25 protein-coding genes are annotated in these 25,478 nt (G+C 69.3%); 16 read left to right on the forward strand and 9 right to left on the reverse strand.

Annotated elements, in window-relative coordinates; translation table 11 throughout:
- Positions 1 to 115 precede the first annotated feature (115 nt).
- The 11 genes from ABT009_RS16135 (at position 116) to ABT009_RS16185 (ending at position 10,382) form a co-directional block, all read left to right on the forward strand.
- Positions 116 to 1,585, forward strand: a complete 1,470-nt coding sequence (locus ABT009_RS16135; RefSeq protein ID WP_351294138.1) for an MraY family glycosyltransferase — start codon at positions 116 to 118, stop codon at positions 1,583 to 1,585.
- A gap of 276 nt (positions 1,586 to 1,861) precedes the next feature.
- A complete protein-coding gene (locus tag ABT009_RS16140) occupies positions 1,862 to 2,299 on the forward strand; it encodes a Cg1360 family ATP-synthase-associated protein (RefSeq protein WP_351294141.1) in 438 nt (145 codons plus the stop codon).
- A 225-nt stretch (positions 2,300 to 2,524) separates the two neighbouring features.
- Positions 2,525 to 3,346: a F0F1 ATP synthase subunit A gene (gene atpB / locus ABT009_RS16145; RefSeq protein WP_351294144.1), complete on the forward strand. Its 822-nt coding sequence runs from the start codon at positions 2,525 to 2,527 to the stop codon at positions 3,344 to 3,346.
- Positions 3,347 to 3,416: 70 nt separating this feature from the next.
- Entirely contained in the window at positions 3,417 to 3,659 is a 243-nt protein-coding gene (locus ABT009_RS16150; RefSeq protein WP_351294146.1) for an ATP synthase subunit C-like protein, read from the forward strand.
- 42 nt (positions 3,660 to 3,701) lie between these two features.
- Positions 3,702 to 4,247, forward strand: coding sequence for a F0F1 ATP synthase subunit B (locus ABT009_RS16155; RefSeq protein ID WP_351294149.1), 546 nt, complete (start codon positions 3,702 to 3,704; stop codon positions 4,245 to 4,247).
- Positions 4,244 to 5,065 carry a F0F1 ATP synthase subunit delta gene (locus ABT009_RS16160; RefSeq protein WP_351294151.1) on the forward strand — a complete coding sequence of 274 codons (822 nt, stop codon included), beginning with the start codon at positions 4,244 to 4,246 and terminating at the stop codon, positions 5,063 to 5,065. Before ABT009_RS16155 ends, ABT009_RS16160 begins: the two co-directional genes overlap by 4 nt.
- Positions 5,066 to 5,197: 132 nt before the next feature.
- Positions 5,198 to 6,790, forward strand: a complete 1,593-nt coding sequence (atpA, locus tag ABT009_RS16165; protein WP_351294154.1) for a F0F1 ATP synthase subunit alpha — start codon at positions 5,198 to 5,200, stop codon at positions 6,788 to 6,790.
- Between the two features lie 20 nt (positions 6,791 to 6,810).
- Positions 6,811 to 7,737, forward strand: coding sequence for a F0F1 ATP synthase subunit gamma (locus ABT009_RS16170; RefSeq protein ID WP_351294157.1), 927 nt, complete (start codon positions 6,811 to 6,813; stop codon positions 7,735 to 7,737).
- A complete protein-coding gene (gene atpD / locus ABT009_RS16175; RefSeq protein WP_351294159.1) occupies positions 7,737 to 9,173 on the forward strand; it encodes a F0F1 ATP synthase subunit beta in 1,437 nt (478 codons plus the stop codon). Before ABT009_RS16170 ends, atpD begins: the two co-directional genes overlap by 1 nt.
- 215 nt (positions 9,174 to 9,388) lie before the next feature.
- Positions 9,389 to 9,763 carry a F0F1 ATP synthase subunit epsilon gene (locus ABT009_RS16180; protein ID WP_351294162.1) on the forward strand — a complete coding sequence of 125 codons (375 nt, stop codon included), beginning with the start codon at positions 9,389 to 9,391 and terminating at the stop codon, positions 9,761 to 9,763.
- Positions 9,764 to 9,893: 130 nt separating this feature from the next.
- Positions 9,894 to 10,382, forward strand: coding sequence for a DUF2550 domain-containing protein (locus tag ABT009_RS16185; RefSeq protein WP_351294165.1), 489 nt, complete (start codon positions 9,894 to 9,896; stop codon positions 10,380 to 10,382).
- Positions 10,383 to 10,477: 95 nt separating this feature from the next.
- Here ABT009_RS16185 and ABT009_RS16190 read toward each other — a convergent pair whose 3' ends face one another.
- Both ABT009_RS16190 and ABT009_RS16195 read right to left on the reverse strand, forming a co-directional pair.
- Positions 10,478 to 11,731 (reverse strand): glycoside hydrolase family 18 protein, encoded by a 1,254-nt coding sequence (locus ABT009_RS16190; RefSeq protein ID WP_502989886.1) that lies wholly within the window; start codon positions 11,729 to 11,731, stop codon positions 10,478 to 10,480.
- Positions 11,732 to 12,018: 287 nt separating this feature from the next.
- A complete protein-coding gene (locus tag ABT009_RS16195) occupies positions 12,019 to 12,591 on the reverse strand; it encodes a cob(I)yrinic acid a,c-diamide adenosyltransferase (RefSeq protein ID WP_351294168.1) in 573 nt (190 codons plus the stop codon).
- A gap of 376 nt (positions 12,592 to 12,967) precedes the next feature.
- Between ABT009_RS16195 and ABT009_RS16200 the strand changes: the two genes are divergently transcribed.
- The 3 genes from ABT009_RS16200 (at position 12,968) to ABT009_RS16210 (ending at position 17,148) form a co-directional block, all read left to right on the forward strand.
- Complete coding sequence (locus ABT009_RS16200; protein WP_351294171.1) at positions 12,968 to 13,816, forward strand: 3-hydroxyacyl-CoA dehydrogenase family protein; 849 nt, start codon at positions 12,968 to 12,970, stop codon at positions 13,814 to 13,816.
- 171 nt (positions 13,817 to 13,987) lie between these two features.
- The gene (locus ABT009_RS16205) at positions 13,988 to 14,311 is read left to right on the forward strand and encodes an STAS domain-containing protein (RefSeq protein WP_351294174.1); all 324 of its coding nucleotides are present in this window, start codon (positions 13,988 to 13,990) and stop codon (positions 14,309 to 14,311) included.
- A 287-nt stretch (positions 14,312 to 14,598) separates the two neighbouring features.
- Positions 14,599 to 17,148 carry an ATP-binding protein gene (locus ABT009_RS16210; RefSeq protein ID WP_351295003.1) on the forward strand — a complete coding sequence of 850 codons (2,550 nt, stop codon included), beginning with the start codon at positions 14,599 to 14,601 and terminating at the stop codon, positions 17,146 to 17,148.
- Between the two features lie 114 nt (positions 17,149 to 17,262).
- On the opposite strand, the gene nucS is transcribed toward ABT009_RS16210, so the two are convergent.
- A complete protein-coding gene (gene nucS, locus ABT009_RS16215; protein ID WP_351294177.1) occupies positions 17,263 to 17,934 on the reverse strand; it encodes an endonuclease NucS in 672 nt (223 codons plus the stop codon).
- Positions 17,935 to 18,199: 265 nt separating this feature from the next.
- Between nucS and ABT009_RS16220 the strand changes: the two genes are divergently transcribed.
- Entirely contained in the window at positions 18,200 to 18,592 is a 393-nt protein-coding gene (locus tag ABT009_RS16220; protein WP_351294180.1) for an SCO5389 family protein, read from the forward strand.
- A gap of 200 nt (positions 18,593 to 18,792) precedes the next feature.
- Here the strand turns inward: ABT009_RS16220 and ABT009_RS16225 are convergent, their stop codons facing one another.
- Positions 18,793 to 19,821, reverse strand: a complete 1,029-nt coding sequence (locus tag ABT009_RS16225) for an LLM class flavin-dependent oxidoreductase (protein ID WP_351294183.1) — start codon at positions 19,819 to 19,821, stop codon at positions 18,793 to 18,795.
- Positions 19,822 to 20,033: 212 nt separating this feature from the next.
- Here ABT009_RS16225 and ABT009_RS16230 point away from each other — a divergent pair, with 212 nt between their 5' ends.
- Positions 20,034 to 20,372, forward strand: a complete 339-nt coding sequence (locus tag ABT009_RS16230) for an Rv1322 family protein (RefSeq protein WP_351294186.1) — start codon at positions 20,034 to 20,036, stop codon at positions 20,370 to 20,372.
- 32 nt (positions 20,373 to 20,404) lie between these two features.
- Here the strand turns inward: ABT009_RS16230 and ABT009_RS16235 are convergent, their stop codons facing one another.
- The 5 genes from ABT009_RS16235 to ABT009_RS16255 form a co-directional block, all read right to left on the reverse strand.
- The gene (locus ABT009_RS16235; RefSeq protein ID WP_351294189.1) at positions 20,405 to 21,289 is read right to left on the reverse strand and encodes an ABC transporter permease; all 885 of its coding nucleotides are present in this window, start codon (positions 21,287 to 21,289) and stop codon (positions 20,405 to 20,407) included.
- On the reverse strand, positions 21,286 to 22,530 hold the full coding sequence (locus ABT009_RS16240; protein WP_351294192.1) for an ABC transporter ATP-binding protein: 1,245 nt from the start codon (positions 22,528 to 22,530) through the stop codon (positions 21,286 to 21,288). Before ABT009_RS16240 ends, ABT009_RS16235 begins: the two co-directional genes overlap by 4 nt.
- Positions 22,531 to 22,656: 126 nt before the next feature.
- A complete protein-coding gene (locus tag ABT009_RS16245; protein WP_351294195.1) occupies positions 22,657 to 23,427 on the reverse strand; it encodes an ABC transporter permease in 771 nt (256 codons plus the stop codon).
- A gap of 2 nt (positions 23,428 to 23,429) precedes the next feature.
- The gene (locus tag ABT009_RS16250; protein WP_351294198.1) at positions 23,430 to 24,413 is read right to left on the reverse strand and encodes an ABC transporter ATP-binding protein; all 984 of its coding nucleotides are present in this window, start codon (positions 24,411 to 24,413) and stop codon (positions 23,430 to 23,432) included.
- 129 nt (positions 24,414 to 24,542) lie between these two features.
- Positions 24,543 to 25,478 (reverse strand): coiled-coil domain-containing protein, encoded by a 936-nt coding sequence (locus tag ABT009_RS16255; protein WP_351294201.1) that lies wholly within the window; start codon positions 25,476 to 25,478, stop codon positions 24,543 to 24,545.

The following is a 25,478-nucleotide window of genomic DNA, read 5'->3' on the forward strand; positions in this document are numbered from 1 at the left end:
CCACGCGTGCCCGGTCACTCGTGCAACCATTCTCGCTACCCGGAGGTCCTCCACCGTATGCGGGCGAAGCTAGGGTGTGGGGCTGTGATGGCCAGCGATACCTGTGGGGAAGCCTGTGCGTGAATACCTGCTGACGCTCTGTATCACGGCTGCGGTGACCTACCTGCTGACCGGCCCGGTGCGAAAGTTCGCCATCGTCGCCGGGGCGATGCCGGAGATCCGCGCCCGTGACGTGCACCGCGAACCGACGCCGCGGCTCGGCGGGATCGCGATGTTCTTCGGGCTCTGCGCAGGTCTGCTGGTCGCCGACCATCTGACGAACCTCAACGCGGTCTTCGAGAACTCCAACGAGCCACGGGCGCTGCTCTCCGGCGCGGCGCTGATCTGGATCATCGGCGTGCTGGACGACAAGTTCGAGATCGACGCGCTGATCAAGCTCGGCGCCCAGATGATCGCCGCGGGCGTCATGGTCATGCAGGGCCTGACGATCCTGTGGCTACCCGTGCCGGGCGTCGGCTCGGTCTCGCTGACCCAGTGGCAGGGCACCCTGCTGACCGTCGCGCTGGTCGTCGTCACCATCAACGCCGTGAACTTCGTCGACGGCCTCGACGGCCTCGCCTCCGGCATGGTCTGCATCGCTGCCGCGGCGTTCTTCATGTACGCCTACCGCATCTGGTACGGCTACGGTCTCGAGGCCGCGGCCCCCGCGACGCTGTTCGCCGCGATCCTCATGGGCATGTGCCTCGGCTTCCTGCCGCACAACATGCATCCGGCCCGGATCTTCATGGGCGACTCCGGCTCGATGCTCATCGGGCTCGTGCTGGCCGCGGGCGCCATCTCCATCACCGGCCAGGTCGACCCGGACGCGCTCAAGCTGTTCGCCGGATCCGAGAAGGCGGCCGTGCACCAGACGGTGCCGGTCTACATCCCGCTGCTGATGCCGCTGACGATCATCGCGATCCCCGCCGCCGACCTGGTGCTGGCGATCGTGCGCCGCACCTGGCGCGGCCAGTCGCCGTTCGCCGCCGACCGGGGTCATCTGCACCACCGGCTCCTGGAGATCGGGCACTCCCACAGCCGGGCCGTCCTGATCATGTACTTCTGGTCCGCGCTGATCGCCTTCGGCGCACTCGCGTACTCCGTGAACTCGGCGTCCATGTGGATCGTGCTCACCATCGTGGTACTCAGCGCGGTCGGCTTGGTGCTCCTGCTGCTGCCCCGCTTCACGCCGCGCGCCCCGCGCTGGGCCGAGCGCTTCGTACCGCCGCGCTACCGCCGGTCGTCCGTCGCCGACGCGGCCGCCGAGCCCTCCGTGGTGTGTGCCGTCGCGGCGGCCGAGGAGGCGGACGCAGCGGCCGGCGAGGCGGTGGCCGAGAGGCCCCTGGCGAACGAGCCGGTGGTGGCAGGGAGAGCCGCCCTGAATTCCGCTGCGGACGAAGCAGCCGTGAGCGCGTCCGGTGCCGCGGACGAGCACCGGCCGCCTGTGGCCGCAGGGGTCAACGGGGTCAACGGGGTCAACGGAGCGACGGCCATCGGCGCCCGTTCCCGCTTCCTGGACCGCCGAAAGGCGGGAACGCACCGTTGACCTGGGACGTAGGCCACGCCGCAGAACATCCCAATACCGGACAACCGACCCCGTTTTCTGCACAGACGCGCGGGGTCACACTCACGTGTGACGGTCTCCACACTTTCAAGGTAAAGACCTCATCAAATAGATTGTGATACCGTTCACGAGACCCGGGGATAGAGTCGAAGGACCGTAGTGCGACGGTCCATTGGCGCGAGATCACCTCGGCCCGGGATCATGTTTCAAGCTCGTCCATGACGACACCTGCCCCCACCCGCGAGCGGAGTCGCCTCCATGCCGTCCAATGACGTTCGGATCGTTCTTCAGGCCGCAGTGCCCACAGCTGCCGTCGGTGCCATTGCCGCCGTCGTCAGCGGTGTGGTCGCGGGCGGCAAGGGAGCGGTCGGAGCGATCGTCGCGACGCTGGTCGTGATCCTGTTCATGGGGATCGGGATGGTCGTTCTGCAGCGCACTGCCAAATCGCTTCCGCACCTGTTCCAGGCGATGGGCCTCCTGCTCTACGCGACGCAGATCCTGCTGCTGTTCGTCTTCCTGGCGGTGTTCAAGAACACCACCCTGTTCCACCCCAAGGCCTTCGCTTTCACGCTCCTCGCGGCCACCCTCGTGTGGATCGCGGCTCAGACGCGTGCACACATGAAGTCCAAGATCCTCTACGTCGAACCGGACTCCTCGACGGGCAGCAAGCCCGAAAAGACGGGACCGTCGACGTGAAGGGTAGGGCCGGGATAAATAGGCGGTTGAGAGCCTGCTATCGTCCGGTGCCAACTGCGGCACTGCGGGCGCGGGCATCTGAGCTGACGCCTGCTCTAGCGCGAGGCTCGATGCCGGACCGCCGCCCCCACATCCGTAACACCAGTCCAGTGCCGAACCGCGGCTGCGCGCCGCGCCGACACAACGAGGTTGCCGTACCTATGCGCCACGCTGAAGGAGCCCGCGGTGAGTGCTGACCCGACGCAGGTGCTCGCCTTCGAGACCGACTGCCACATCTTCGACGGTTGTGGATTCCCGGCTCCCGGCCTGCACTCGTTCCTGTTCGAGCCCCTGTGGGGCAACGCGGACAGCAACTTGTACTTCAACAAGCCCATGCTGCTGGCGCTGCTCGGCTCGATCATCGTGGTCGGCTTCTTCTGGACCGCCTTCCGTAAGCCGAAGGTCGTCCCGGGCAAGCTCCAGATGGTCGCCGAGGCCGGCTACGACTTCATCCGGCGCGGCATCGTCTACGAGACGATCGGCAAGCGCGAGGGTGAGAAGTACGTCCCGCTGGTCGTCTCGCTGTTCTTCTTCGTCTGGATGATGAACCTCTGGTCGATCGTCCCGGTCGCCCAGTTCCCGGTGACGTCGATCATCGCGTACCCGATCGTGCTCGCGTTGATCGTCTACATCCTGTGGGTCTCGCTGACCTTCAAGCGGCACGGCTTCGTCGGTGCATTCAAGAACTTCACCGGCTACGACAAGTCGCTCGGCCCGGTGCTCCCGCTGGCCATGCTCATCGAGTTCTTCTCGAACCTGCTCATCCGGCCGTTCACGCACGCCGTGCGACTCTTCGCGAACATGTTCGCGGGCCACACGCTGCTGCTGCTCTTCACGATCGCCAGCTGGTACATGCTGAACGGCCTCGGCATCGCCTACGCCGGAGTGTCTTTCATCATGACCATCGTGATGACGGCCTTCGAGCTCTTCATCCAGGCGCTGCAGGCGTACGTGTTCGTGCTCCTGACCTGCACCTTCATTCAGGGCGCGCTCGCCGAGCACCACTGAGCGCCCACACCGACCACAGTCGTCCGGTGGCCAACCCCCACCGGCCCATGAAAGAGAAGGAAGAACCGGCATGTCCGCTCTCCAGACCCTCGCCGCCGAAGGCGTCTCCGGCTCCCTCGGTTCCATCGGCTACGGCCTCGCGGCCATCGGCCCCGGCGTCGGCGTCGGCATCATCTTCGGTAACGGCACCCAGGCCCTGGCCCGTCAGCCCGAGGCCGCCGGTCTGATCCGTGCCAACCAGATCCTCGGCTTCGCCTTCTGTGAGGCGCTCGCCCTCATCGGCCTGGTCATGCCGTTCGTCTACGGCACCTGATCGTCTTCTCTACGACCAGACCACTAGACGAAAGGCACTCTGATGAGCCCACTGCTCAATATCGCGGCTGAGGAGATGGAGAATCCCCTCGTCCCGCCGATTCCCGAGCTCGTCATCGGCCTGATCGCCTTCGTCATCGTCTTCGGTGCTCTCGCCTGGAAGCTCCTCCCGAACATCAACAAGGTTCTGGAGGACCGCCGCGAGGCCATCGAGGGTGGTATCGAAAAGGCCGAGGCCGCTCAGACCGAGGCCCAGAGCGTGCTCGAGCAGTACAAGGCTCAGCTCGCCGAGGCCCGGCACGAGGCCGCGCGCCTGCGCCAGGAGGCACAGGAGCAGGGCGCCGCGCTCATCGCCGAGATGCGCGCGGAAGGCCAGCGGCAGCGCGAGGAGATCATCGGCGCCGGTCACACGCAGATCGAGGCCGACCGCAAGGCCGCCGCGCTCACGCTGCGCCAGGACATCGGCACGCTCGCCGTCACCCTGGCCGGCAAGATCGTCGGTGAGTCCCTCGATGACCACGCACGGCAGAGCCGCACCATCGATCGCTTCCTCGACGAGCTCGAAGAGAAGGCCGAGGCAAGTCGATGACTGCGCACGGAGCGAGCCGCGAGGCCCTGGCTGCCGCACGTGAGCGTCTCGACGCGCTGACGGACAGCACGTCCGTCGACGCGACCCGGCTGGCCGACGAGCTGGCCGCGGTCACCGCGCTGCTCCACCGCGAGGTGTCGCTGCGTCGGGTCCTCACCGACCCGGCGCAGCCCGGCGACGCCAAGGCGGAGCTGGCGGGGCGCCTGCTGGGTGCCCAGGTCGGCGGCGAGACCATCGACCTGGTGTCCGGAACGGTGCGCTCCCGCTGGTCGCAGTCGCGTGACCTGGTGGATGCGCTCGAGGAGCTGGCGAGTATCGCCGACCTCACCGCCGCGCAGAAGGCGGGCACGCTCGACAACGTCGAGGACGAGCTGTTCCGGTTCGGCCGGATCGTCTCCTCGAACACCGAGCTGCGCGCCGCGCTGACGGATCGTGCCGCCACCGCCGCCGCCAAGAGCGAGCTGCTGCGCAGCCTGCTGGGCGGCCGTGCCGAGGCTGTGACCGAGCGGTTGGTCGAGCGTCTTGTGACGAGGCCGCGGGGACGTAGCCTGGAAGCGGGACTCGAGTCCCTCTCCAAGCTCGCCGCGGCGCGTCGGGACCGCCTGGTCGCCGTCGTCACCTCGGCTGTGCCGCTGTCGGACCGGCAGAAGCAGCGTCTGGGCGCCGCCCTGGCGAAGCTCTACGGCCGGCAGATGCACCTCAACCTCGACGTGGACCCGGAGGTCCTCGGCGGGATCCAGGTGCAGGTGGGCGACGAGATCATCAACGGCAGCATCGCGGACCGCCTCGAGGACGCGAAGCGCCGGATGGCCGGCTGACGGCCGCCACCAACTCAACAAGCAGTGTTTACGGCCCGAGTTGGGCCGTGCAGAGAATGCAGAGTTTCTGGGGGGAGCCCCCAGAGCCCCCCAAAGAAACTTCGGGCCCAACAAGGAGAGCAGGGAACCCAGATGGCGGAGCTCACGATCCGGCCGGAGGAGATCCGGGACGCGCTGGAGAACTTTGTCCAGGCGTACAAGCCGGACGCGGCCTCGCGCGAGGAGGTCGGTACGGTCACCCTTGCCGGCGACGGCATCGCGAAGGTCGAGGGCCTGCCCTCGGCCATGGCCAACGAACTGCTGAAGTTCGAGGACGGCACCCTCGGCCTCGCCCTCAACCTCGAGGAGCGCGAGATCGGTGCCATCGTCCTCGGCGAGTTCAGCGGCATCGAGGAGGGTCAGCCGGTCACCCGTACCGGCGAGGTCCTGTCCGTCGCCGTGGGCGAGGGCTACCTCGGCCGCGTCGTCGACCCGCTCGGCAACCCGATCGACGGCCTCGGCGAGATCGAGACCACCGGCCGCCGCGCCCTCGAGCTGCAGGCCCCCACGGTCATGCAGCGCAAGTCGGTGCACGAGCCGATGGAGACCGGCTACAAGGCCGTCGACGCGATGACCCCGATCGGCCGTGGCCAGCGTCAGCTGATCATCGGCGACCGCCAGACGGGCAAGACCGCCCTGGCCGTCGACACGATCATCAACCAGCGCGAAAACTGGCGCTCGGGCGACCCGAAGAAGCAGGTCCGCTGCGTCTACGTCGCCATCGGCCAGAAGGGCTCCACCATCGCGTCCGTGCGCGGTTCGCTGGAGGAGGCCGGCGCCCTGGAGTACACGACCATCGTCGCTGCTCCGGCGTCCGACCCGGCCGGCTTCAAGTACCTGGCGCCGTACACCGGCTCGGCCATCGGCCAGCAGTGGATGTACGAGGGCAAGCACGTCCTGATCATCTTCGACGACCTGTCGAAGCAGGCCGACGCCTACCGCGCCGTCTCCCTCCTGCTGCGCCGTCCGCCGGGCCGCGAGGCCTACCCGGGCGACGTCTTCTACCTGCACTCCCGTCTGCTGGAGCGCTGCGCGAAGCTCTCCGACGACATGGGTGCCGGCTCGATGACCGGTCTGCCGATCGTCGAGACCAAGGCGAACGACGTGTCGGCGTTCATCCCGACCAACGTCATCTCCATCACCGACGGCCAGTGCTTCCTGGAGTCCGACCTGTTCAACGCCGGTCAGCGTCCGGCCCTGAACGTCGGTATCTCGGTCTCCCGTGTCGGTGGCTCCGCCCAGCACAAGGCCATGAAGCAGGTCTCCGGCCGTCTCCGCGTCGACCTCGCCCAGTTCCGTGAGCTGGAGGCGTTCGCCGCCTTCGGTTCCGACCTGGACGCCGCGTCCAAGGCCCAGCTGGGCCGTGGTCAGCGCATGGTCGAGCTGCTGAAGCAGGCGCAGTACCAGCCGATGGCCACCGAGGACCAGGTCGTCTCCGTCTGGGCCGGCACCACCGGCAAGATGGACGACGTGCCGGTCGAGGACATCCGCCGCTTCGAGCGCGAGCTCCTGGACTACCTGCACCGCAAGGAGCAGGGCCTCATGACCTCCATCAAGGAGGGCGGCAAGATGTCGGACGACACCCTGCAGGCCGTGGCCGAGGCGATCGCGGAGTTCAAGAAGCAGTTCGAGACCTCGGACGGCAAGCTGCTCGGCGACGACACGCCCGCTGCTGCCACCAAGTGACGACGGAAGGGACCTGACTCATGGGAGCGCAGCTCCGGGTCTACAAGCGTCGCATCCGGTCCGTCACCGCGACCAAGAAGATCACCAGGGCGATGGAGATGATCGCCGCCTCGCGCATCGTCAAGGCGCAGCGCAAGGTGGCGGCCTCCACGCCGTACGCGACCGAGCTCACCCGCGCGGTCACGGCGGTGGCGACCGGGTCGAACACCAAGCACCCGCTGACGACGGAGGTCGAGGCACCGGCCCGCGCCGCGGTTCTGCTCATTACGAGCGACCGCGGTCTGGCCGGCGGCTACAACTCCAACGCCATCAAGGCGGCGGAGCAGCTCACCGAGCGGCTGCGTGGCGAGGGCAAGGAGGTCGACACCTACATCGTCGGCCGCAAGGGCGTCGCCTACTACGCGTTCCGTGAGCGCCCGGTCAAGGACTCGTGGACCGGCTTCACGGACGAGCCCTCGTACGCGGACGCCAAGAACGTCGCGGGCCCGCTGATCGAGGCGATCCAGCAGGAGACGGCCGACGGCGGCGTGGACGAGCTCCACATCGTCTTCACCGAGTTCCTCTCGATGCTGACGCAGACGCCGGTGGACAGCCGCCTGCTGCCGCTCAGCCTCGAGAACCTCGAGGCGGGCAAGGAGGAGCTGGCTGCCAAGCACGAGATCCTCCCGCTGTTCGAGTTCGAGCCGTCGGCGGAGGACGTCCTCGACGCCCTGCTGCCGCGGTACGTCGAGAGCCGGATCTACAACGCGCTGCTGCAGTCGGCGGCCTCCAAGCACGCCGCCACGCGGCGCGCGATGAAGTCCGCCACCGACAACGCGGGTGAGCTCATCAATACGCTCTCCCGACTTGCCAACGCGGCCCGCCAGGCCGAAATCACCCAGGAAATCAGCGAGATCGTCGGTGGCGCAGGAGCCCTGGCCGACGCGACCGCGGGGAGTGACAAGTAATGACGACCACTGTTGAGACGGCCGCCGCCACTGGCCGCGTCGCCCGGGTCATCGGCCCGGTCGTCGACGTGGAGTTCCCCGTCGACGCGATGCCGGAGATCTACAACGCGCTGCACGTCGAGGTCGCCGACCCGGCCAACGCCGGCGAGAAGAAGACCCTGACGCTCGAGGTCGCGCAGCACCTGGGCGACGGCCTGGTGCGCACGATCTCGATGCAGCCCACCGACGGTCTGGTCCGCCAGGCCCCGGTGACCGACACGGGCTCCGCCATCTCGGTGCCGGTCGGCGACTTCACCAAGGGCAAGGTGTTCAACACCATCGGTGAGGTCCTGAACGTCGACGAGACGTACGAGGGCGAGCGCTGGCCGATCCACCGCAAGGCGCCGAACTTCGACCAGCTCGAGTCCAAGACCGAGATGTTCGAGACCGGCGTCAAGGTCATCGACCTCCTCACCCCGTACGTCAAGGGTGGAAAGATCGGTCTGTTCGGTGGTGCCGGTGTCGGCAAGACCGTGCTGATCCAGGAGATGATCTACCGCGTCGCCAACAACCACGACGGTGTGTCGGTGTTCGCGGGCGTCGGTGAGCGCACCCGTGAGGGCAACGACCTCATCGAGGAGATGTCGGAGTCCGGCGTCATCGACAAGACCGCGCTGGTCTTCGGTCAGATGGACGAGCCCCCGGGCACCCGTCTGCGCGTGGCCCTCGCCGGTCTGACCATGGCGGAGTACTTCCGCGATGTGCAGAAGCAGGACGTGCTGTTCTTCATCGACAACATCTTCCGCTTCACGCAGGCCGGTTCCGAGGTGTCGACCCTGCTCGGCCGTATGCCCTCCGCGGTGGGCTACCAGCCGAACCTGGCCGACGAGATGGGTCTCCTCCAGGAGCGCATCACCTCGACCCGTGGTCACTCGATCACCTCGATGCAGGCGATCTACGTCCCCGCGGACGACCTGACCGACCCGGCCCCGGCCACCACCTTCGCCCACCTCGACGCGACGACGGTTCTGTCCCGTCCGATCTCCGAGAAGGGCATCTACCCGGCCGTGGACCCGCTGGACTCCACGTCCCGCATCCTGGACCCGCGCTACATCGCGCAGGACCACTACGACTGCGCCATGCGCGTCAAGGGGATCCTGCAGAAGTACAAGGACCTCCAGGACATCATCGCGATCCTCGGTATCGACGAGCTCAGCGAGGAGGACAAGCTGGTCGTCCAGCGTGCCCGCCGCGTGGAGCGCTTCCTGTCGCAGAACACCCACGTCGCCAAGCAGTTCACCGGCGTGGACGGTTCGGACGTGCCGCTGGACGAGTCGATCACCGCGTTCAACGCGATCTGCGACGGCGAGTTCGACCACTTCCCGGAGCAGGCGTTCTTCATGTGCGGTGGTCTCGAGGACCTGAAGAAGAACGCGAAGGAGCTCGGCGTCTCCTGAGTCCGTCGGCTCGACAGAGTCGTGTGACTTTCCGAGGGGGACGGGCAGCGTCCCGTCCCCCTCGCCACGCCCACTGCTTCACCCTCCGGGGGACAATCCCCGGACCCCCGGCCGAGAGGCTGGGGCGGGCCCCGGCGCCTTGGCCGCCGGAGCCCTATTAGACTTATGACCCAACACCCGGCAGACCCGCCGGGTGGTGACCCGAGGAGCCACCCTTGGCTGCTGAGCTGCACGTCGAGCTGGTCGCCGCCGACCGCCAGGTCTGGTCCGGCGAGGCCACCCTGGTCGTCGCGCGCACCACGTCCGGCGACATCGGCGTCATGCCCGGTCACCAGCCGCTGCTCGGTGTGCTGGAATCGGGCCCGGTGACGATCCGTACGAGCGACGGCGGGACCGTCGTGGCGGCGGTGCACGGCGGATTCATCTCGTTCGCGGACAACAAGCTGTCGCTGCTGGCCGAGATCGCCGAGCTCTCCGACGAGATCGATATCCAGCGCGCAGAGCGGGCTCTCGAGCGCGCGCAGACGGAGGCGAACGCCTTCGCCGAGCGCCGCGCGGAAGTCCGACTGCGTGCGGCGGCGGCGCGCTGAGCAGGCGCGCGGAATTACGTGACTCAGCCGCGGCCAGGACCGGAGTGCCACTCCGGACCGGGCCGCGGCTGAGGCAATGCGGGTGCAATCTGGTTGAGCCGTTACTGATGGGGCGAGGAGGTCGGTGCCGATGATCCTCGCTCTGGTTGTGTGCGGTCTCGTGATCGTCGTGCTGGTGCTGGTGGGGCTCTTTGCCTTCGGGCTGCGCCGACGGCTCATCCAGCGTTCCGGTGGCACCTTCGACTGCAGCCTGCGCTGGAACGCCCCGGACCCGGGCGCTCCGGACGGCCCCGACGCCATCCCCGCGGCCGGCGGAACCCCGTCCGGCAAGGGCTGGGGATACGGCATCGCCCGGTACAGCGGCGACCGCATCGAGTGGTTCCGGATCTTCTCGTACGCCCCCCGGCCGCGCCGTGTGCTCGAGCGCTCGGCGATCGAGGTGGTCGGCCGCCGTGCCCCCGAGGGCGAGGAGGAGCTGGCGCTCCTCTCCGACGCGATCGTGCTGGCATGTACGCACCGCGGCACCCGGCTCGAGCTGGCGATGAGCGAGGACGCACTCACCGGCTTCCTGGCGTGGCTGGAGGCGGCGCCTCCCGGCCAGAGGGTCAACGTGGCCTGACGAACGAAACGCGTGAAGAAGCCGGGGAGACAGGGGGCGTTCCTGTCTCCCCGGCTTCGTCTGTGGGCGGGTCCGCCGGCCTGGGGACTACGCGATTACTTCAGGCCGTTGTTGATGGCGGCCACCAGCTCGCCGTTGGCGGTGTCGCCGCTGAACTCCCAGAAGAACGCGCCACCCAGGCCCTTGTCCTTGGCCCAGCCCATCTTGGACCGGACGGTCGACGGGGTGTCGTAGCTCCACCAGTCCGTGCCGCAGTGCGCGTACGCCGTGCCACCGACCTTGCCGGTGGCCGGGCAGGTGTTCTTGAGGACCTTGTAGTCCTCGTAGCCGTCCTCGTACGTGCCCGCGGCGGGACCGGTCGCCGTGCCACCCGGCTGCGACTGCGTGACGCCTGTCCAGCCGCGGCCGTAGAAGCCGATGCCGAGCAGCAGTTTGGAAGCCGGTACGCCCTTGGACCTCAACTTGGCGATGGCGGCGGCCGAGTTGTAGCCCTCGGCCGGGATGCCCGGGTACGACGTGAGCGGGGAGTGCGGGGCCGTCGGGCCGTTGGCCGCCCAGGCGCCGAAGAAGTCGTACGTCATCACGTTGTACCAGTTGACGTACCGTGAGGCGCTCCCGTAGTCGGCGGCGTCGATCTTGCCGCCGTCCGAGGCGTCCGCGGTGATCGCGGCCGTGACGAGGTTCTTGGAGCCGAACTTCGCACGCAGCGCGGACATCACGTTCCCGAACCCTTCCGCGCCGCTGGTGTCGCAGGTCAGGCCACAGGCGTTCGGGTACTCCCAGTCGATGTCGATGCCGTCGAAGACGTCCGCCCAGCGCGGGTCTTTGACGAGGTTGTAGCAGGAGTCGGCGAACGCCGCCGGGTCCTTGGCGGCCTCCGTGAAGCCGCCCGACCAGCTCCAGCCGCCGAAGGACCAGAGCACCTTGATGTTCGGGTACTTGGCCTTGAGCTTGCGGAGCTGGTTGAAGTTGCCGCGCAGCGTCTGGTCGTCGGTGTCGGCGACGCCGTCCACGGACTGCTCTGCGCTGTACGGCTTCTCGTAGTCGGCCCAGCTGTCGCCGACGGTGCACTTGCCGCCCTCGACGTTGCCGAAGGCGTAGTTGATGTGTGTGATCTTGGCGGCGGAGCCGGATGTCACCAGGTTCTTCACGTGGTAGTCGCGGCCGTAGATGCCCCACTCGATGAAGTAACCGAGCTTGACCTTGCCTGCCCCGGGCCCGGCGACCGTGCCGGTGTCCTGGGCCTTGGTGTCGGTGGCGGCAGCGGTCGGGCTTGCCAGTGCTGCCAGGGCGGCGAGCGGGAGCAGCAGGGTTGCGAACCCTGCCACGGCTCTGAACTTGAAGCGCATTCAGCGCCTCCTCGGGGTGCGGTCCGGTCGTAAGGGGAGGTGGAACCAGGCCTGCGACGCCCGTGAGCGCGCATGGTCGACGGTGCGCACGGTCAGGGACACGTGCGGGCCGAGGACTTGTCGTGAAATGACACGCTCACCGCAGTGCGGCGAGAATAGAAAGGTCTGGACCATTGGTCAAGGGGTCTGGACCAATTGCGTCGCGCGGTCATACGCCCAACTCCTGCGTCCCGCACGGCCCCCTGGCCGTGCGGGCGCACCACCGCTCTGCCCCCGCAGCCGGCTGCCTAGCGCTCGCCCCCCGGCACCCACAGCACGTCGCCGACCTCCTTGTTGGCGGTCCTCGCCAGGATGAACAGCAGGTCCGACAGCCGGTTCAGGTAGGTCGCCGTCAGGGGGTTCATCGTCTCGCCGTGCACCTCCAGCGCCGCCCATGTGGAGCGCTCGGCGCGGCGGACCACCGTGCACGCCTGGTGCAGCAGGGCCGCGCCGGGCGTACCCCCGGGGAGGATGAAGCTGCGCAGCTTCTCCAGCTGCTCGTTGAAGCGGTCGCAGTCCGCCTCGAGCCGGTCGACGTAGAACTGCTCGACGCGCAGCGGCGGGAACTTGGGGTCCTCCACCACCGGCGTGGACAGGTCCGCGCCTACGTCGAACAGGTCGTTCTGTACGCGGACGAGGACCTTGACGATCTCCTCGTCGAGCCCGCCCAGCGCGAGCGCCGTGCCGATGACGGCGTTCGCCTCGTTGGCGTCCGCGTACGCCGCGATCCGCAGGTCCGTCTTGGCGGTGCGGCTCATGTCGCCGAGGGCCGTCGTGCCCTTGTCGCCGGTCCTCGTATAGATGCGTGTCAGGTTGACCATGTGGCCAGCCTAGTTACGCCCCGGCATTCCGGTGGAGACGTGTGCCGATGCTCACGGTGACCGCCGGAAACGCAGGGTTATGACCCTATCTGCGCGGGGATGCCGGAAGCCAGGTGTTTGCGAGGGCATGACATGAGGAGCGAGGGGCGGGGTGTCGCTGGAGGCGCTCGTGCTGCCCGACGAAACAGAGGAGCTACTGAGCCGGAGGGGCCTCAACTGTGCACTGCGGGACCAGGAATGAGCCGCACCGGTGTGATGTCCGTCATTTGAGACGTGACGCGCATCTCTTCCCCGCCACAGGGGCCGCCACGGGCGCTAATGTCCGCCGCAGGGCCGAAGATAAGCAGTGTGTAAGCCGTTCAGGGGAGTCGACACAGTGGCACGGAAGCTTGCCGTCATCGGGGCCGGACTCATGGGGTCCGGCATCGCCCAGGTCTCAGCCCAGGCGGGCTGGGACGTAGTTCTGCGCGATGTCACCGACGAGGCGTTGACCCGTGGGACGGACGGCATCAAGGCCTCGTACGACAAGTTCGTCGCCAAGGGGAAGCTGGCCGCCGAGGACGCGGAAGCCGCGCTTGCCCGCATCACCACGACCACCGATCTGGACGCGGCCGCGGACGCCGACATCGTCGTCGAGGCCGTCTTCGAGAAGCTCGAGGTCAAGCACGAGATCTTCCGCACCCTCGACAAGCTCGTGGGGGAGCGCACCGTGCTCGCCTCGAACACATCGGCCATCCCGATCACCAAGATCGCGGCGGTGACCGAGCGCCCGGAGCGCGTCGTCGGCACGCACTTCTTCTCGCCGGTGCCGATGATGCAGCTCTGCGAGCTCGTCCGCGGCTACAAGACGAGCGACGAAACCCTCGCCACCGCACGGGAGTTCGCCGAGTCGGTCGGCAAGACCTGCATCGTCGTCAACCGCGACGTCGCCGGCTTCGTCACCACCCGCCTCATCTCGGCACTCGTCGTCGAGGCGGCCAAGCTGTACGAATCGGGTGTCGCCACCGCCGAGGACATCGACCTCGCCTGCAAGCTGGGCTTCGGCCACGCCATGGGCCCGCTCGCGACCGCCGACCTGACGGGCGTCGACATCCTGCTGCACGCCACCAGCAACATCTACACCGAGTCCCAGGACGAGAAGTTCGCTCCGCCGGAGCTGATGCGCCGGATGGTTGACGCCGGTGACATCGGCCGCAAGAGCGGGCAGGGCTTCTACAAGTACTGACCGGCACGGCGCCCGGGCTGACGCGACCTCACCTCCGAGGTCGCCTTATCGAGTGAATTCGGTATCGGTTCGCTTACAAGCAGCAACGCTTCTGCCCGAACGGCAGTCAGTTGCAGTGACGAGTGACAAACGCAGACAACATCACCTACTCAGGATTCTCGGGGAGCACTTATGCACATCAGGGGCGACCACGCCGGGCTGGTCGTCGGGGGCCGCCTCGACGTCCGCAGCGCGGCGGACGCCCGCACGGTCCTGCACACGGCTGTCGACGACGGCGTCGGCGATCTGGTGCTGGACCTGTCAGAGCTGGACTCCTGGGACGCCACCGGGCTCGGGGTCATCATGGGCGTTCACCGGCGGGCCGGGCGGTGCGGGCGCCGGCTCGTGCTCCGCGGTGTGCCGCCCCAGATGCAGAGGCTCCTCGTGGCCACCCGGCTGCATCGCATCCTCGCCATCGAGGGCGGCATCGGGGTCGAGTCCCTGCCCCGCGTCTGACGGGGACCATGGGGGCGGGGCGGCCCGTGATTCCGCAGTTTGCCGGGTGATACCCGTAACACGGACGCGACATGCCGTGACATGCGCGCCGCGCACAATCCTCACGAGACTGTGACGTCTCGGACGGCGCAGGACCCCGGCCGTTCGTACATACTGTGCGAAGGTCTAGGGTGCGGTCGCCCGTTCTGAACGACGGACCCACCGACGGGCACCGGACCAGAAGCGACAGCGCAGTGTGCACAAGGCCGGGAGGGGCTCGGCACACGACGCTTTTGGGGGGCTTGACCATGGACCCGAACAACCAGGGACCCGACGACGACTACGGCCATGACGGCCACACCGGCGAAGGCGCCGCGCCCAAGCGCCCGCCGCGCGATCCGCTGACGCCCGACTTCGGGCAGCACGCACCGGCGCTCGCCCGCACCGTACAGCTCGTTTCGGGCGACTTCCTACTCACCGTCAACCCCGTCGACGGCAGCGAGATCGAACCCTGCCCGCCGGGAGAACGACCGCCGCGGCCCGTGAAGTTCACGGCCGCCGAGCGCGCCGAGCTGCGCCGCGCCTGCATGCCGCCGGAGCCGCCCGGACCGCCGCTGCCCAGACTGCCGCTCCTCGAGCGCCAGGAGGAGCGCGAGCGGCTCGCCCGGCTGGTGCAGCGCGGCCGGTCCGTGCGGCTGACCGGACCCGCCGGCTCGGGGCGCACGGCCCTGCTCGACGCCGTCGCCGAGGACCTCGCGGACCTCGCCCCGGACGGCGTCGTCCGGCTCTCCGGCTACGGGCGCACGGCGGACGACCTGCTGCACAACCTCTTCGCGGCCGTGTACAACGCACCGCTCCACCGGCCCGAGCAGGCCCAAATCCTCGAACTCGTCCGCGAGATAGGCGCCGTCGTCGTCCTGGACGACCTGGAGTTCGGCGGCAGCGCACTCGACGAGCTGCTCGACGCGACCCCCGAGTGCGCCTTCATCGTCTCGGCCACACCCGATGTCGCCTCGCCCTCCGCGGACTCGCATCTCGAAGAGGTCTTCCTCGGCGGTCTGAGCCGCAGCGGCGGCCTCGAGCTCCTTGAGCGCGCGGTCGGCCGGGTCCTCACCGAGGACGAGGCGAACTGGGCCGGCGACCTGTGGTTCGAGTCCGAGGGCCTGCCGCTGCGCTTCGTCCAGGCCGGTGCCCTGCTGCGCCAGCGCGACGTGCTGCGCGCCGACCCCAACGCCTTCGACGCGTTCGGCTACTACGCCGAGGCGCCGGTCGACGCGCCCTTCGACGCCGAGGACGGACACGACGTACCGCTGCCCTCGCTCGCCGAAGGCGCCGCGCCCGCCGCGCTGCTCGCATCGCGGCTGAGCAAGTCGGCCCGCCTCACGCTGCGGTTCGCCGTCGCGCTCGGCGGTGAGGTGCCGCACCAGGCGCATCTGCCCGCCCTGGTGGGCGACACCCATGCCGACGCGGCCCTCGCCGAGCTGGTGGAGTGCGCGCTCGTCACGCCGGTCGGCTCCCGCTACCGGCTGGCGGCCGGTGTGGCGGCCCAGCTGGAGAGCGCCGGATACGCCGCCGACGCCGACGACCGGGTCCGCACCGCGGCCCGGCACTACGCATGGTGGGCCGGCCACCCTTCGGTCACCCCGGAGCGGGTTTCCGCGGAGGCGGACGCCGTACTCGCGGCACTGAGCCTGGCCGTGCCTCTCACGACGGCCGACGAGCCGGACGCCGAGGAGCAGAGCGACGCCGTTCAGCTCGCGCGTGCCGCCGCGCCCGCGTTCGCCGCCGGACTCGCCTGGGGCGCCTGGGAGCAGGCGCTGCGGTCCGGCAACGAAGCGGCCAGGGCCGCCGGTGAGATCGGCGAACAGGCCTACTTCCACCACGAGTTGGGGATCCTCGCGCTCTGCGGCGGCCAACTGGACCGCGCCCGCGTCGAGCTGGAGGCCTCCATAGGGCTGCGCGGGGCGCTTGCCGACAAGCGCGGCACGGTCGCGGGCCGCAGGGCTCTGGCGCTCGTCGCAGACCTCTCGGGCGCCACGCCGCCCGGTGGGCGGACGGCGGCGGGCGAGGAGGTGCCCGACGCGCGGTACGAGGAGTCCGCGTCGCCCCCCGGCGGCGTGCCGGCTGCGTACCCGCTCGCCGAACCGGCGGAGGCCACGCTCGTCACCCATCGCGACGCCGCCCGTCCGGGCGGCGGAGCCGAGCCCGCGGGCGCCCGGCGCGCCATCCTCAGCGGCACCCGGCGCAATCTGGTGGCAGCGGGCGCCGGAGCCCTCCTCGTGGCCGTGCTCGGCACCGTGGTGACGCTCGGCGCCACGTCCAACAACAACGAGGGACCCTCGGAGAAGGTCGGCGTGAACCCCTCGGTGAGCGAGGGCGCGGACGGCGGCGGCATCGGCGCCGACAAGGCGGACCAAGGGGACAAGGGCGACACCGACTCGACGAACCGTCCGGCCGACCCCGGCGAGGACGGCATCATCGGCACGGAGGACGATCCGACGCCGAGCGCGAGCGCGAAGCCGTCGGACGACGCCACGGGCTCCAAGGACCCGGACGACCCGACCAAGTCCCCGTCGAAGTCGCCCTCGAAGTCGCCGACCAAGGAGCCTTCGGACGACCCGACGACGCCTTCGGACGACCCGACGACGCCATCCGACGACCCGACGCCTTCGGAGGATCCGACGACGCCCACCGAGGACCCGACGCCTTCGGACGAGCCCTCGACGCCGGACACCTCGGACTCGGCCAGCGGCCCGGCCCCGAGCAGTCCGATGGAGAGCAGCCCGGCGGACACCAGCGAGCCGGCGTCGCCAAGCGGGAGCGAGTCGGGGACGACCGGCGCATCGTCGGTCATCTGACGCGCGGAAGACGGCGAACGCGGCGGTACGACCACGCACAACGACGTAGACAGACGTACGACAAGGGGGCCGGTTCCCGAACGGATCCGGTCCCCTTCCGCGTACCAGCGTGGATCAGAACAGGCGCAGCTTGTCGTCCTCGATGCCGCGCAGTGCGTCGTAGTCGAGGATGGTGCAGCCGATGCCGCGGTCGGTGGCCAGCACACGCGCCTGCGGCTTGATCTCCTGGGCCGCGAAGACGCCCTTGACCGGTGCGAGATGCGGATCCCGGTTGAGGAGCTCGAGATAGCGGGTGAGCTGTTCCACACCGTCGATCTCGCCGCGCCGCTTGATCTCCACCGCGACCGTGCCGCCGTCGGCGTCCCGGCACAGGATGTCGACCGGGCCGATGGCCGTCGGGTACTCGCGGCGGATGAGCGTGTAGCCCTCGCCGAGGGTCTCGATGCGGTCGGCGAGCAGCTCCTGCAGGTGCGCCTCCACGCCGTCCTTGATCAGGCCGGGGTCCACGCCCAGTTCGTGCGAGGAGTCGTGGAGTATCTCCTCCATCGTGATGATGAGCTTCTCGCCGCCCTTGTTCACGACGGTCCAGATGCCCATGTCGTCCCCGGAGCCCTCCTTCAGGGTGCAGGGCGGCGACATCCAGTTGAGGGGTTTGTAGGCCCGGTCGTCCGCATGGATCGAAACGCTGCCGTCCGCCTTCACGAGGATGAGGCGGGGAGCGGACGGGAGATGGGCGGTGAGCCGGCCCGCGTAGTCCACGGAGCAGCGGGCAATGACGAGACGCATGGTCGGCAACGCTACTCGACGCGGCGCGGTCCACGCGATTCTCGTCCCTTTCGCGCGCTACGGCCCCCGACCAGGACTCTCCCGGTCGCCCCTTTTCACCCTGTTCTCCGGTGGCTGGTTGTACGCGCATTCTCCTGGTGCGGTCAGGATCCGATGTTTACCGTGGAAGCAGGAGGTCGCCGGGCGCGCACGCAGCGTGTTCGATATCGCGGACTCCTGCCCTGTCCGTCAGCCCCCGCTTCCCGGGGGTCCGAGAGGAGAACCCATGTCGCTCGACGTCTCACCGGCCCTACTTGAACAGGCCGAGCGAGGCGAGGTCGACGAAGCTGCCTTCGTCGACTGCGTCCGGACCTCCCTGCCCTACGCATGGGAGATGATCAGCTCCCTGGTGGCCCAGCTGAAGGTCGACGGCGGTGCGTTCGCCGACAACCAGACGCCTCCGCCGGACGAGCAGGCACGTGGGCAGCTTCTGCGCGCGCTCGCGAGCGACGCGATACGCGGCGCACTGCAGCGGCACTTCGGTGTCCGCCTGGCGTTCCAGAACTGCCACCGTGTGGCGGTGTTCCCGCTGGATCCCGAGGTGGACGAGAGGCTGGCCCGATTCACCTCGGTGCGGGCCCAGTTGCTGAACCAGTCTCCCGAACTGCGGGACTGCTAAAGCTTCTCGCTGCCGCTCCGTACGCGGGAGGTGTAAGCAGTGCCGGAGCGGCAGCTCCCCGTCAAGGCGCACCGGCAAGTGAGCGCCCGGTCTCCAGCCATGGTGCGGAATGCGGCATTTTTCTGAGACTCGGACACCGCAAGGGCGGCGTGAATGCGCCCACGGCCTCCGGATCGAGTGCCCGCCCCGGACCTCCGGCGTCATCCCAGCTGCGGCAGCACCTCCGCGCCCAGCCTCCGTACGTTCTCCTCCGTCGCCGCGAGATCGCCCGTGCCCTCCACGAGCAGGGCGAAGCGCGTGATGCCGGTGCGCTCCGCGGTCGCCGCGAGGCTGTCGGCGCACTGCCGCGGCGTGCCCACGGGGTGCAGCCCGCAGAGCAGCTCCGTGTACGCGAAGGGGTCCCGCATGCCGCGTACGCGGCCGTCCACCGTGACATGCGCGGCGAGGCCCTGCCGCAGCCAGCCCGGCATCGCTTTCGACAGCGCCTCCTCCGCCTCCACTCGGCGGTCCGCGATCTGGACGACCCCGGCGGAGACATGGGCCGCCGCGGAGATCTCCTCCGGACTGAGGCCGGCATCACGCGCCGCCGAGCGCCACAGGGTGACCATCTCGGCCTTTTCTTCGTCGCCGCAGTGCATGCCGAGGAGCATCGGCAGGCCGCGCTCGGCGGCGAGCCGGACGCTCGCCGGGGAGGTGCAGGCGACGAGCACCTCGGGCCGCGGAGGACCGGTCATCGCCTCGTCCGGCCTTGGTACGACGGGGACTTCACGGAAGGGGAACCGCTCGCCCGTGCCCCCGACGCGCGGCTCGCTCAGCCACCGCAGCAGCAGATCGAGGGACTCAGGGAACCCCTTCTCGTACGCCTCCAGGCCCCCGCCGAAGACCTCCAGGTCGACCCAGGGGCCGCCGCGGCCCACGCCCAGCGAGAACCGGCCGCCCGATGTCACGTGCAGCAGCGCGGCCTGTTCGCCGAGGGCCACCGGATGCGCCGTGGGCAGCACGCTCACGGCCGTGCCGACGCGGATGCGACGGGTGCGGCCGAGCAGCAGGGCGGCGAGCGTCACCGCCGAGGGGCACGTCCCGTACGGCACGAAGTGGTGCTCGGCGATCCACACCGAGTCCAGGCCGGCCTCGTCGGCCACCTCCGCCGTCCGAACCGCTCGGTGCAGGGCCTCTCCCTGACCCTGGCCCGGGAACTGGGCGGCCAGGACAAAGCTTCCTACGCGCATCGCACTCATGCCTCCTTGGCGCCGACGCGGCGATCCCCCTTACCGGCAACAACGTATGACACGTGCCAAAGGCACGGGCGTCCATGGAGATTGGCCGATTGTCGGCGGAATGTAAGGGGTTTTGGGGTAGTTGGTGGCATGCGCCTACCCATGGGCGTGACGCGTAGGCTGGACACGGCCCGTGTTCCCTGTATAGCCCGTGAGGTGTGCCCGTGTCCCCGCGTCGAAACCATGCGTCGTCCCGTCGGGGCGGAGGGTCCGGCGGCAGCGGCGAGGACGAGGACCGCGGCCGCTACGGCGGCTTCCAGTCCACGGAGAGCTGGCAGGGCGAGGAGTGGTGCGTGCGCCACGTCGCCGGCGCGAGCGCGGCCGGGAAGACGTACCGGTGCCCCGGCTGCGACCAGGAGATCGCCTCCGGCATGCCGCACGTCGTGGCCTGGCCCGACTACGCGGGCGTGGACGACCGGCGCCACTGGCACAAGGCCTGCTGGAACGCGAAGGACCGCCGCACCACGCGGGTGCAGCGGTCCCGTAACGCGCCCCGGTTCTGACACCGGCGCCAGGGCATGCCCTGAGGCGTCCGTCACACGTCGCGCTTCTCCAGCAGCGCGAAGGCGCCCGCGAGCGCGGCCGCCGTCAGGCCGACGAGCAGCCACAGCTGCGGGGAGCCGTGACCGCCCTCGCTGTCGAGCTGGAAGATCTTGGCCAGCGAGTTGGGGGCGTTGTAGTCGAGCATCGTCTCGCCGATCTTGCGGGTGCTCTCGGAGATCATGAGGAACGCCGGCAGGATCGCGGGCACCAGGACGAGGCCCAGCATCGCGGTGATCGCACCCGCGGAGTGGCGCAGCATCGAGCCGACCGCGAGCGCCAGAACGCCCAGCAGCGACACGTAAAGGGCCCCCTTGAAGACGGTGCCAACCCACTCCGTGCCCGTGGCCTCCGGCCCGCTGTGCATGGCCGACGTCGCCAGACCCACCAGCCCGATGGCGACCGCGGACGTGACGAAGGCCACCGCGAAGTAGATCAGCACCTTCGCGGTCAGCACCCGGTGGCGCTGCGGCGACGCCGTGAAGGTGGTACGGATCATGCCCGTGCCGTACTCGGAGGAGATCACCAGCACGCCGAGCGTGATCAGGCAGATCTGGCCCAGCACCAGTCCGAAGAAGGCAGGCAGGGTGAACGGCACGTTCACGTAGTCGGCGTCGTTGGTCTGGGCGGCGACGAGCAGCCCGATCCCGATGACGAGGCACAGGAAGACGCCCAGCGTCCACATCGTGGAGCGCACGGACTTGATCTTCGTCCACTCGGAGCCGATCGCATGGCCGAGATGCGTGCGCGTGACGGGGATCGGCGAGGTGTACGAACCGCCCGGTGCGCCCTGCCAGTTGGCGGCCGGGGCGCCGTGCGGTGCCTGCGGGGCGGGAGCGTACGCCTGCTGGTTCGCCTGCTGCGGGTGCGGCGTCGTCATCGGAGGTCCTCGCTGTTGCGCTGGGTCGTGTCGGGGGTGGCGGGGGCCGCGGGTGCCGGCGGCTGCTGCGGCGGGGATCCCCCCTGCACGGAGCTTGTCGGAGTGCTCGGGGGAGGGTACGGCCCAGCGGCGTACGGCCCGCCGGGCTGCCCGGAGGCGTAGGGCGCACCGGCCGCCGCCTGCGGCATGGCGAAGGGCTGACCGCCCTGCTGGGGTGGCGGGGGTGCATACCAGCCGGGCTGGCCCTGCCCCGGCACCGGCATCGCCTGCGGCGGGGGCATGGCGCCGGGCGGCAGCTGCTGCTGCAGGCTGGCCCGCTGGTCGATCGTCGAGCGGTAGTCGACGGCGCCCTGCGTCATCCGCATGTACGCCTCTTCCAGCGACGCCTGGTGCGGGGACAGCTCCCACAGGCGTACGTCCGCGTCGTGCGCCAGGTCGCTGATGCGCGGCAGCGGCAGACCCGTCACGCGCAGCGCGCCGTCCTGCTCGGGCAGCACCTGACCGCCCGCCTCGGTCAGCGCGGCCGTCAGCTTTTCGCGCTGCTGCGGCTCGGTGCCGGGCGTCCGCACGCGCGCGAAGTCGGCGGAGTTGTGCGAGATGAAGTCCTTGATGCTCATGTCGGCGAGGAGCTGTCCGCGGCCGATCACGATCAAGTGGTCGGCGGTGAGCGCCATTTCGCTCATCAGGTGCGAGGAGACGAAGACCGTACGTCCTTCGGCGGCCAGGGACTTCATCAGATTGCGGACCCAGAGGATGCCTTCGGGGTCCAGACCATTGACGGGTTCGTCGAAGAGCAGCACCTGCGGGTCGCCGAGCAGCGCGGCCGCGATGCCGAGGCGCTGCCCCATCCCGAGCGAGAAGCCCTTCGACCGCTTCCTGGCGACCTCCTGCAGACCGACGACGCCCAGCACCTCGTCGACTCGCCGGGCCGGGATACCCGACAGCTGGGCGAGGCAGAGCAGGTGGTTGCGGGCGCTCCGGCCGCCGTGCACGGCCTTGGCGTCGAGCAGCGCGCCGACCTGGCGCGGCGCGTTCGGCAGCCTGCGGTACGGATAGCCGCCGATCGTGACCTGGCCCGACGTGGGCTGGTCGAGGCCGAGGATCATCCGCATGGTCGTCGACTTGCCCGAGCCGTTGGGGCCGAGGAAGCCGGTGACGGAACCCGGCCGCACCTGGAAGGAAAGGTTGTACACGGCCGTCTTGTCGCCATAGCGCTTCGTCAGGCCGACTGCCTCGATCATTCTCCGCACCCATCGAGAGGTTCACGACGTCGGGGCGCGCGCCCCCGTAAGGGTTAGGAGCTTAACGGGGCGCTGACGGTTCCACTCGTGTGACAGGGGGAAAGGCCGCCGGGGGCGGAGAGTTGGTCAGGCGTCGCGCTTCTTGATCACCACATACCCGCCGACCAGGGCCGCCACCACCCACAGCACCATGATTACGAGCCCGCCCCAGGGCCCGTACGGGGTGTCGTCACCGAACGGCGTGACCACCTGCATGATCTTGCTGCCCGCCTGGTCCGGCAGATAGCGGCCGACCTTCTCCGTCGCCGACACATTGCCCAGGATGTTGGAGATCAGAAAGAAGAACGGCATCAGGATGCCGAGCGACAGCATCGGGCCCCGCAGCATCGCCGCGACTCCCATCGAGAACATCGCGATGAGCGTCATGTATAGGCCGCCGCCGATGACCGCCCGCAGGACGTCCGGGTCACTGATCGACGCCGCGTGCGTGCCGAGCATCGCCTGGCCCAGGAAGAAGGCGACGAAGCTGGTGGCGAGGCCGACGACGAAGGCGAGGAGCGTGGCGACGGCGATCTTGCCGAAGAGGAAGGTGCCGCGCTGGGGGACGGCGGCGAGCGAGGTGCGGATCATGCCGGTGCTGTACTCGTTGGAGACGACGAGGACGCCGAAGACGATCATTGCCAGCTGACCGAGGCTCATCCCGGCGAAGCTGACGAAGGTGGGGTCGAAGGAGAGCTGTTCCCGGGCTCCCAGACTGTCGAACTCGCGCCTGGACAGGATGCTGATGAGCGTCCCGAGAGCGATCGTGACGACAGCGGCGAGACCGAGGGTCCACACCGTGGACGACACCGACCGGATCTTGGTCCACTCCGACCTGACGACCTGGATCGCGGCCATGGTCAACGCTCCTTCCGCTGGTGCCATCCGGCACCCCAACCGGGCTCCTGCTCCGGCGGCGACGGCCTCGTAGCGCCCGTGTCCGCGTGCGCGTGGTACTCCACGGACTCGGCGGTGAGCCGCATGAACGCCGCCTCGAGCGAGGCCTGCTGGGGGCTGAGTTCGTGGAGGACGATCCCGTGCCGGGCGGCCAGTTCACCGAGCAGCTCCGGTTTGCCGCCGTCCACCTCGAGGGCGCCGTTGCCGACCTCGACGGCGCTGATCCCGGCCCGGCTCAGCGCGTCGAGCAGCTGCTCGCGCTGGGGGGAGCGGAGCCGTACGTACGAGCGGGAGTTCTGCTGGATGAAGTCGGCCATGGAGGTGTCGGCGAGGAGCCGGCCCTGGCCGATGACGACCAGGTGGTCGGCGGTGAGCGCCATTTCGCTCATGAGGTGCGAGGAGACGAAGACGGTACGGCCCTGGGCCGCTAGGGATTTCATGAGGTTCCGGATCCAGTGGATGCCCTCGGGGTCCAGGCCGTTGACCGGCTCGTCGAACATCAGGATCGGCGGGTCGCCGAGGAGCGCGGCGGCGATGCCGAGCCGCTGCCCCATGCCCATCGAGAACCCCTTGGCCTTCTTTCTGGCGACGGCCGTGAGTCCCACCGTGTCGAGGACCTCGCGCACCCGCTTGCTGGGAATGCCGTTGCTCTGTGCGAGGCAGAGCAGATGGTTGTAGGCGCTGCGGCCGCCGTGCACGGCCTTCGCGTCGAGCAGGGCGCCGATGTACTTCAGCGGGTCCTTGAGCTGGTCGTAGTGGATGCCGTCGATGCGGACGTCGCCCGCGGTGGGGCGGTCGAGTCCGAGCACCATGCGCATGGTGGTGGACTTGCCGGCGCCGTTCGGCCCGAGAAAGCCGGTGATCATGCCTGGGGCGACGGTGAAGGTGAGGTTGTTGACGGCCAGCTTTTCGCCGTAGCGCTTGGTGAGTCCGGCGAGCTCGATCATGCGACCACGCTATGGCGCCGGCCTTTGGGGCGCCTGTTTTAGGGCGCCCCTGGTTGCCCCGTACCGGGGGCTGGACGCGAACGTGCCCCGCACCGCGGACCGCGGTGCGGGGCACGTACCCGATCAGCGTCAGCGGGTCTGCTGGGCCGGGACGCCCCGCGAGATCGGCTCGTCCTCCGTCGGCGTGCCGGCCGCGGCCACCGCGGCGCCCGTCAGCGTCGCGAGCATCTCGCGGACGTTGGTCAGCTGCGCGTTGATGGAGTCGCGGCGGTTCGTGAGGGCCGCCAGCTCGCGCTCCGATTCCGACCGGATCCGGTCCGCCTTGGCGTTGGCGTCGGCGACGATGTCCTCGGCCTGGCGCTGCGCCGTCTCGACGGTCTGCCGCGCGCGGCGCTCCGCGTCCGTCCGCAGCTTCTCGGCCTCGAGCCGCAGCTGCTCCGCGCGGTGCTCGATCTCCGCGAGCCGCTTCTCGGCCTTGGCCTGACGCGACGCGAGGTCGCGCTCGGACTGCTCGCGGCGCTTCGCCAGGTTCGTCTCGAAGTCGGCAGCGGCCTGCGCGGCCTTCGCACGGGTCTCCTCGAAGAGGGCGTCCGCCTCCTCGCGCTTGGACTGCGCGTCCTTCTGCGCCTCGGCGCGCAGCGTGGAGGCCTCGCCCTTGGCCTTCTCGACGATCCGAACGCCCTCGTCCTCGGCCTTGGCCTTGCGGTCGGCAGCGAACGATTCTGCGTCGTTACGCACCTGCTGGGCCGCCGACTCGGCGAGCTCGCGGTGCTGCTCTGCCGCGCGCCGGGCCTCCTCGCGCAGGTCCTTCGCCTCTTCCTCGGCGAGGCGCAGGATCTTCTCGACGCGCGCGCCGAGACCTGCGTACGACGGCTCGGCGTCGTTCACCTGGGCCTGGGCGTTCTGCGTCTCGAGGTGGAGCTCCTCGATGCGCTTTTCCAGTGCCGTGATACGCGCCAGAGCACTGTCACGGTCGGAGACGAGCTTGGAAATGCGTTCGTCCACCTGAGCGCGGTCGTATCCACGCCGCACAAGCTCGAAGCCGTAGGGGGAAGTGTCGCTCAT

This window comes from Streptomyces sp. NPDC002896, assembly GCF_040295225.1.
GTDB lineage: Bacteria > Actinomycetota > Actinomycetes > Streptomycetales > Streptomycetaceae > Streptomyces.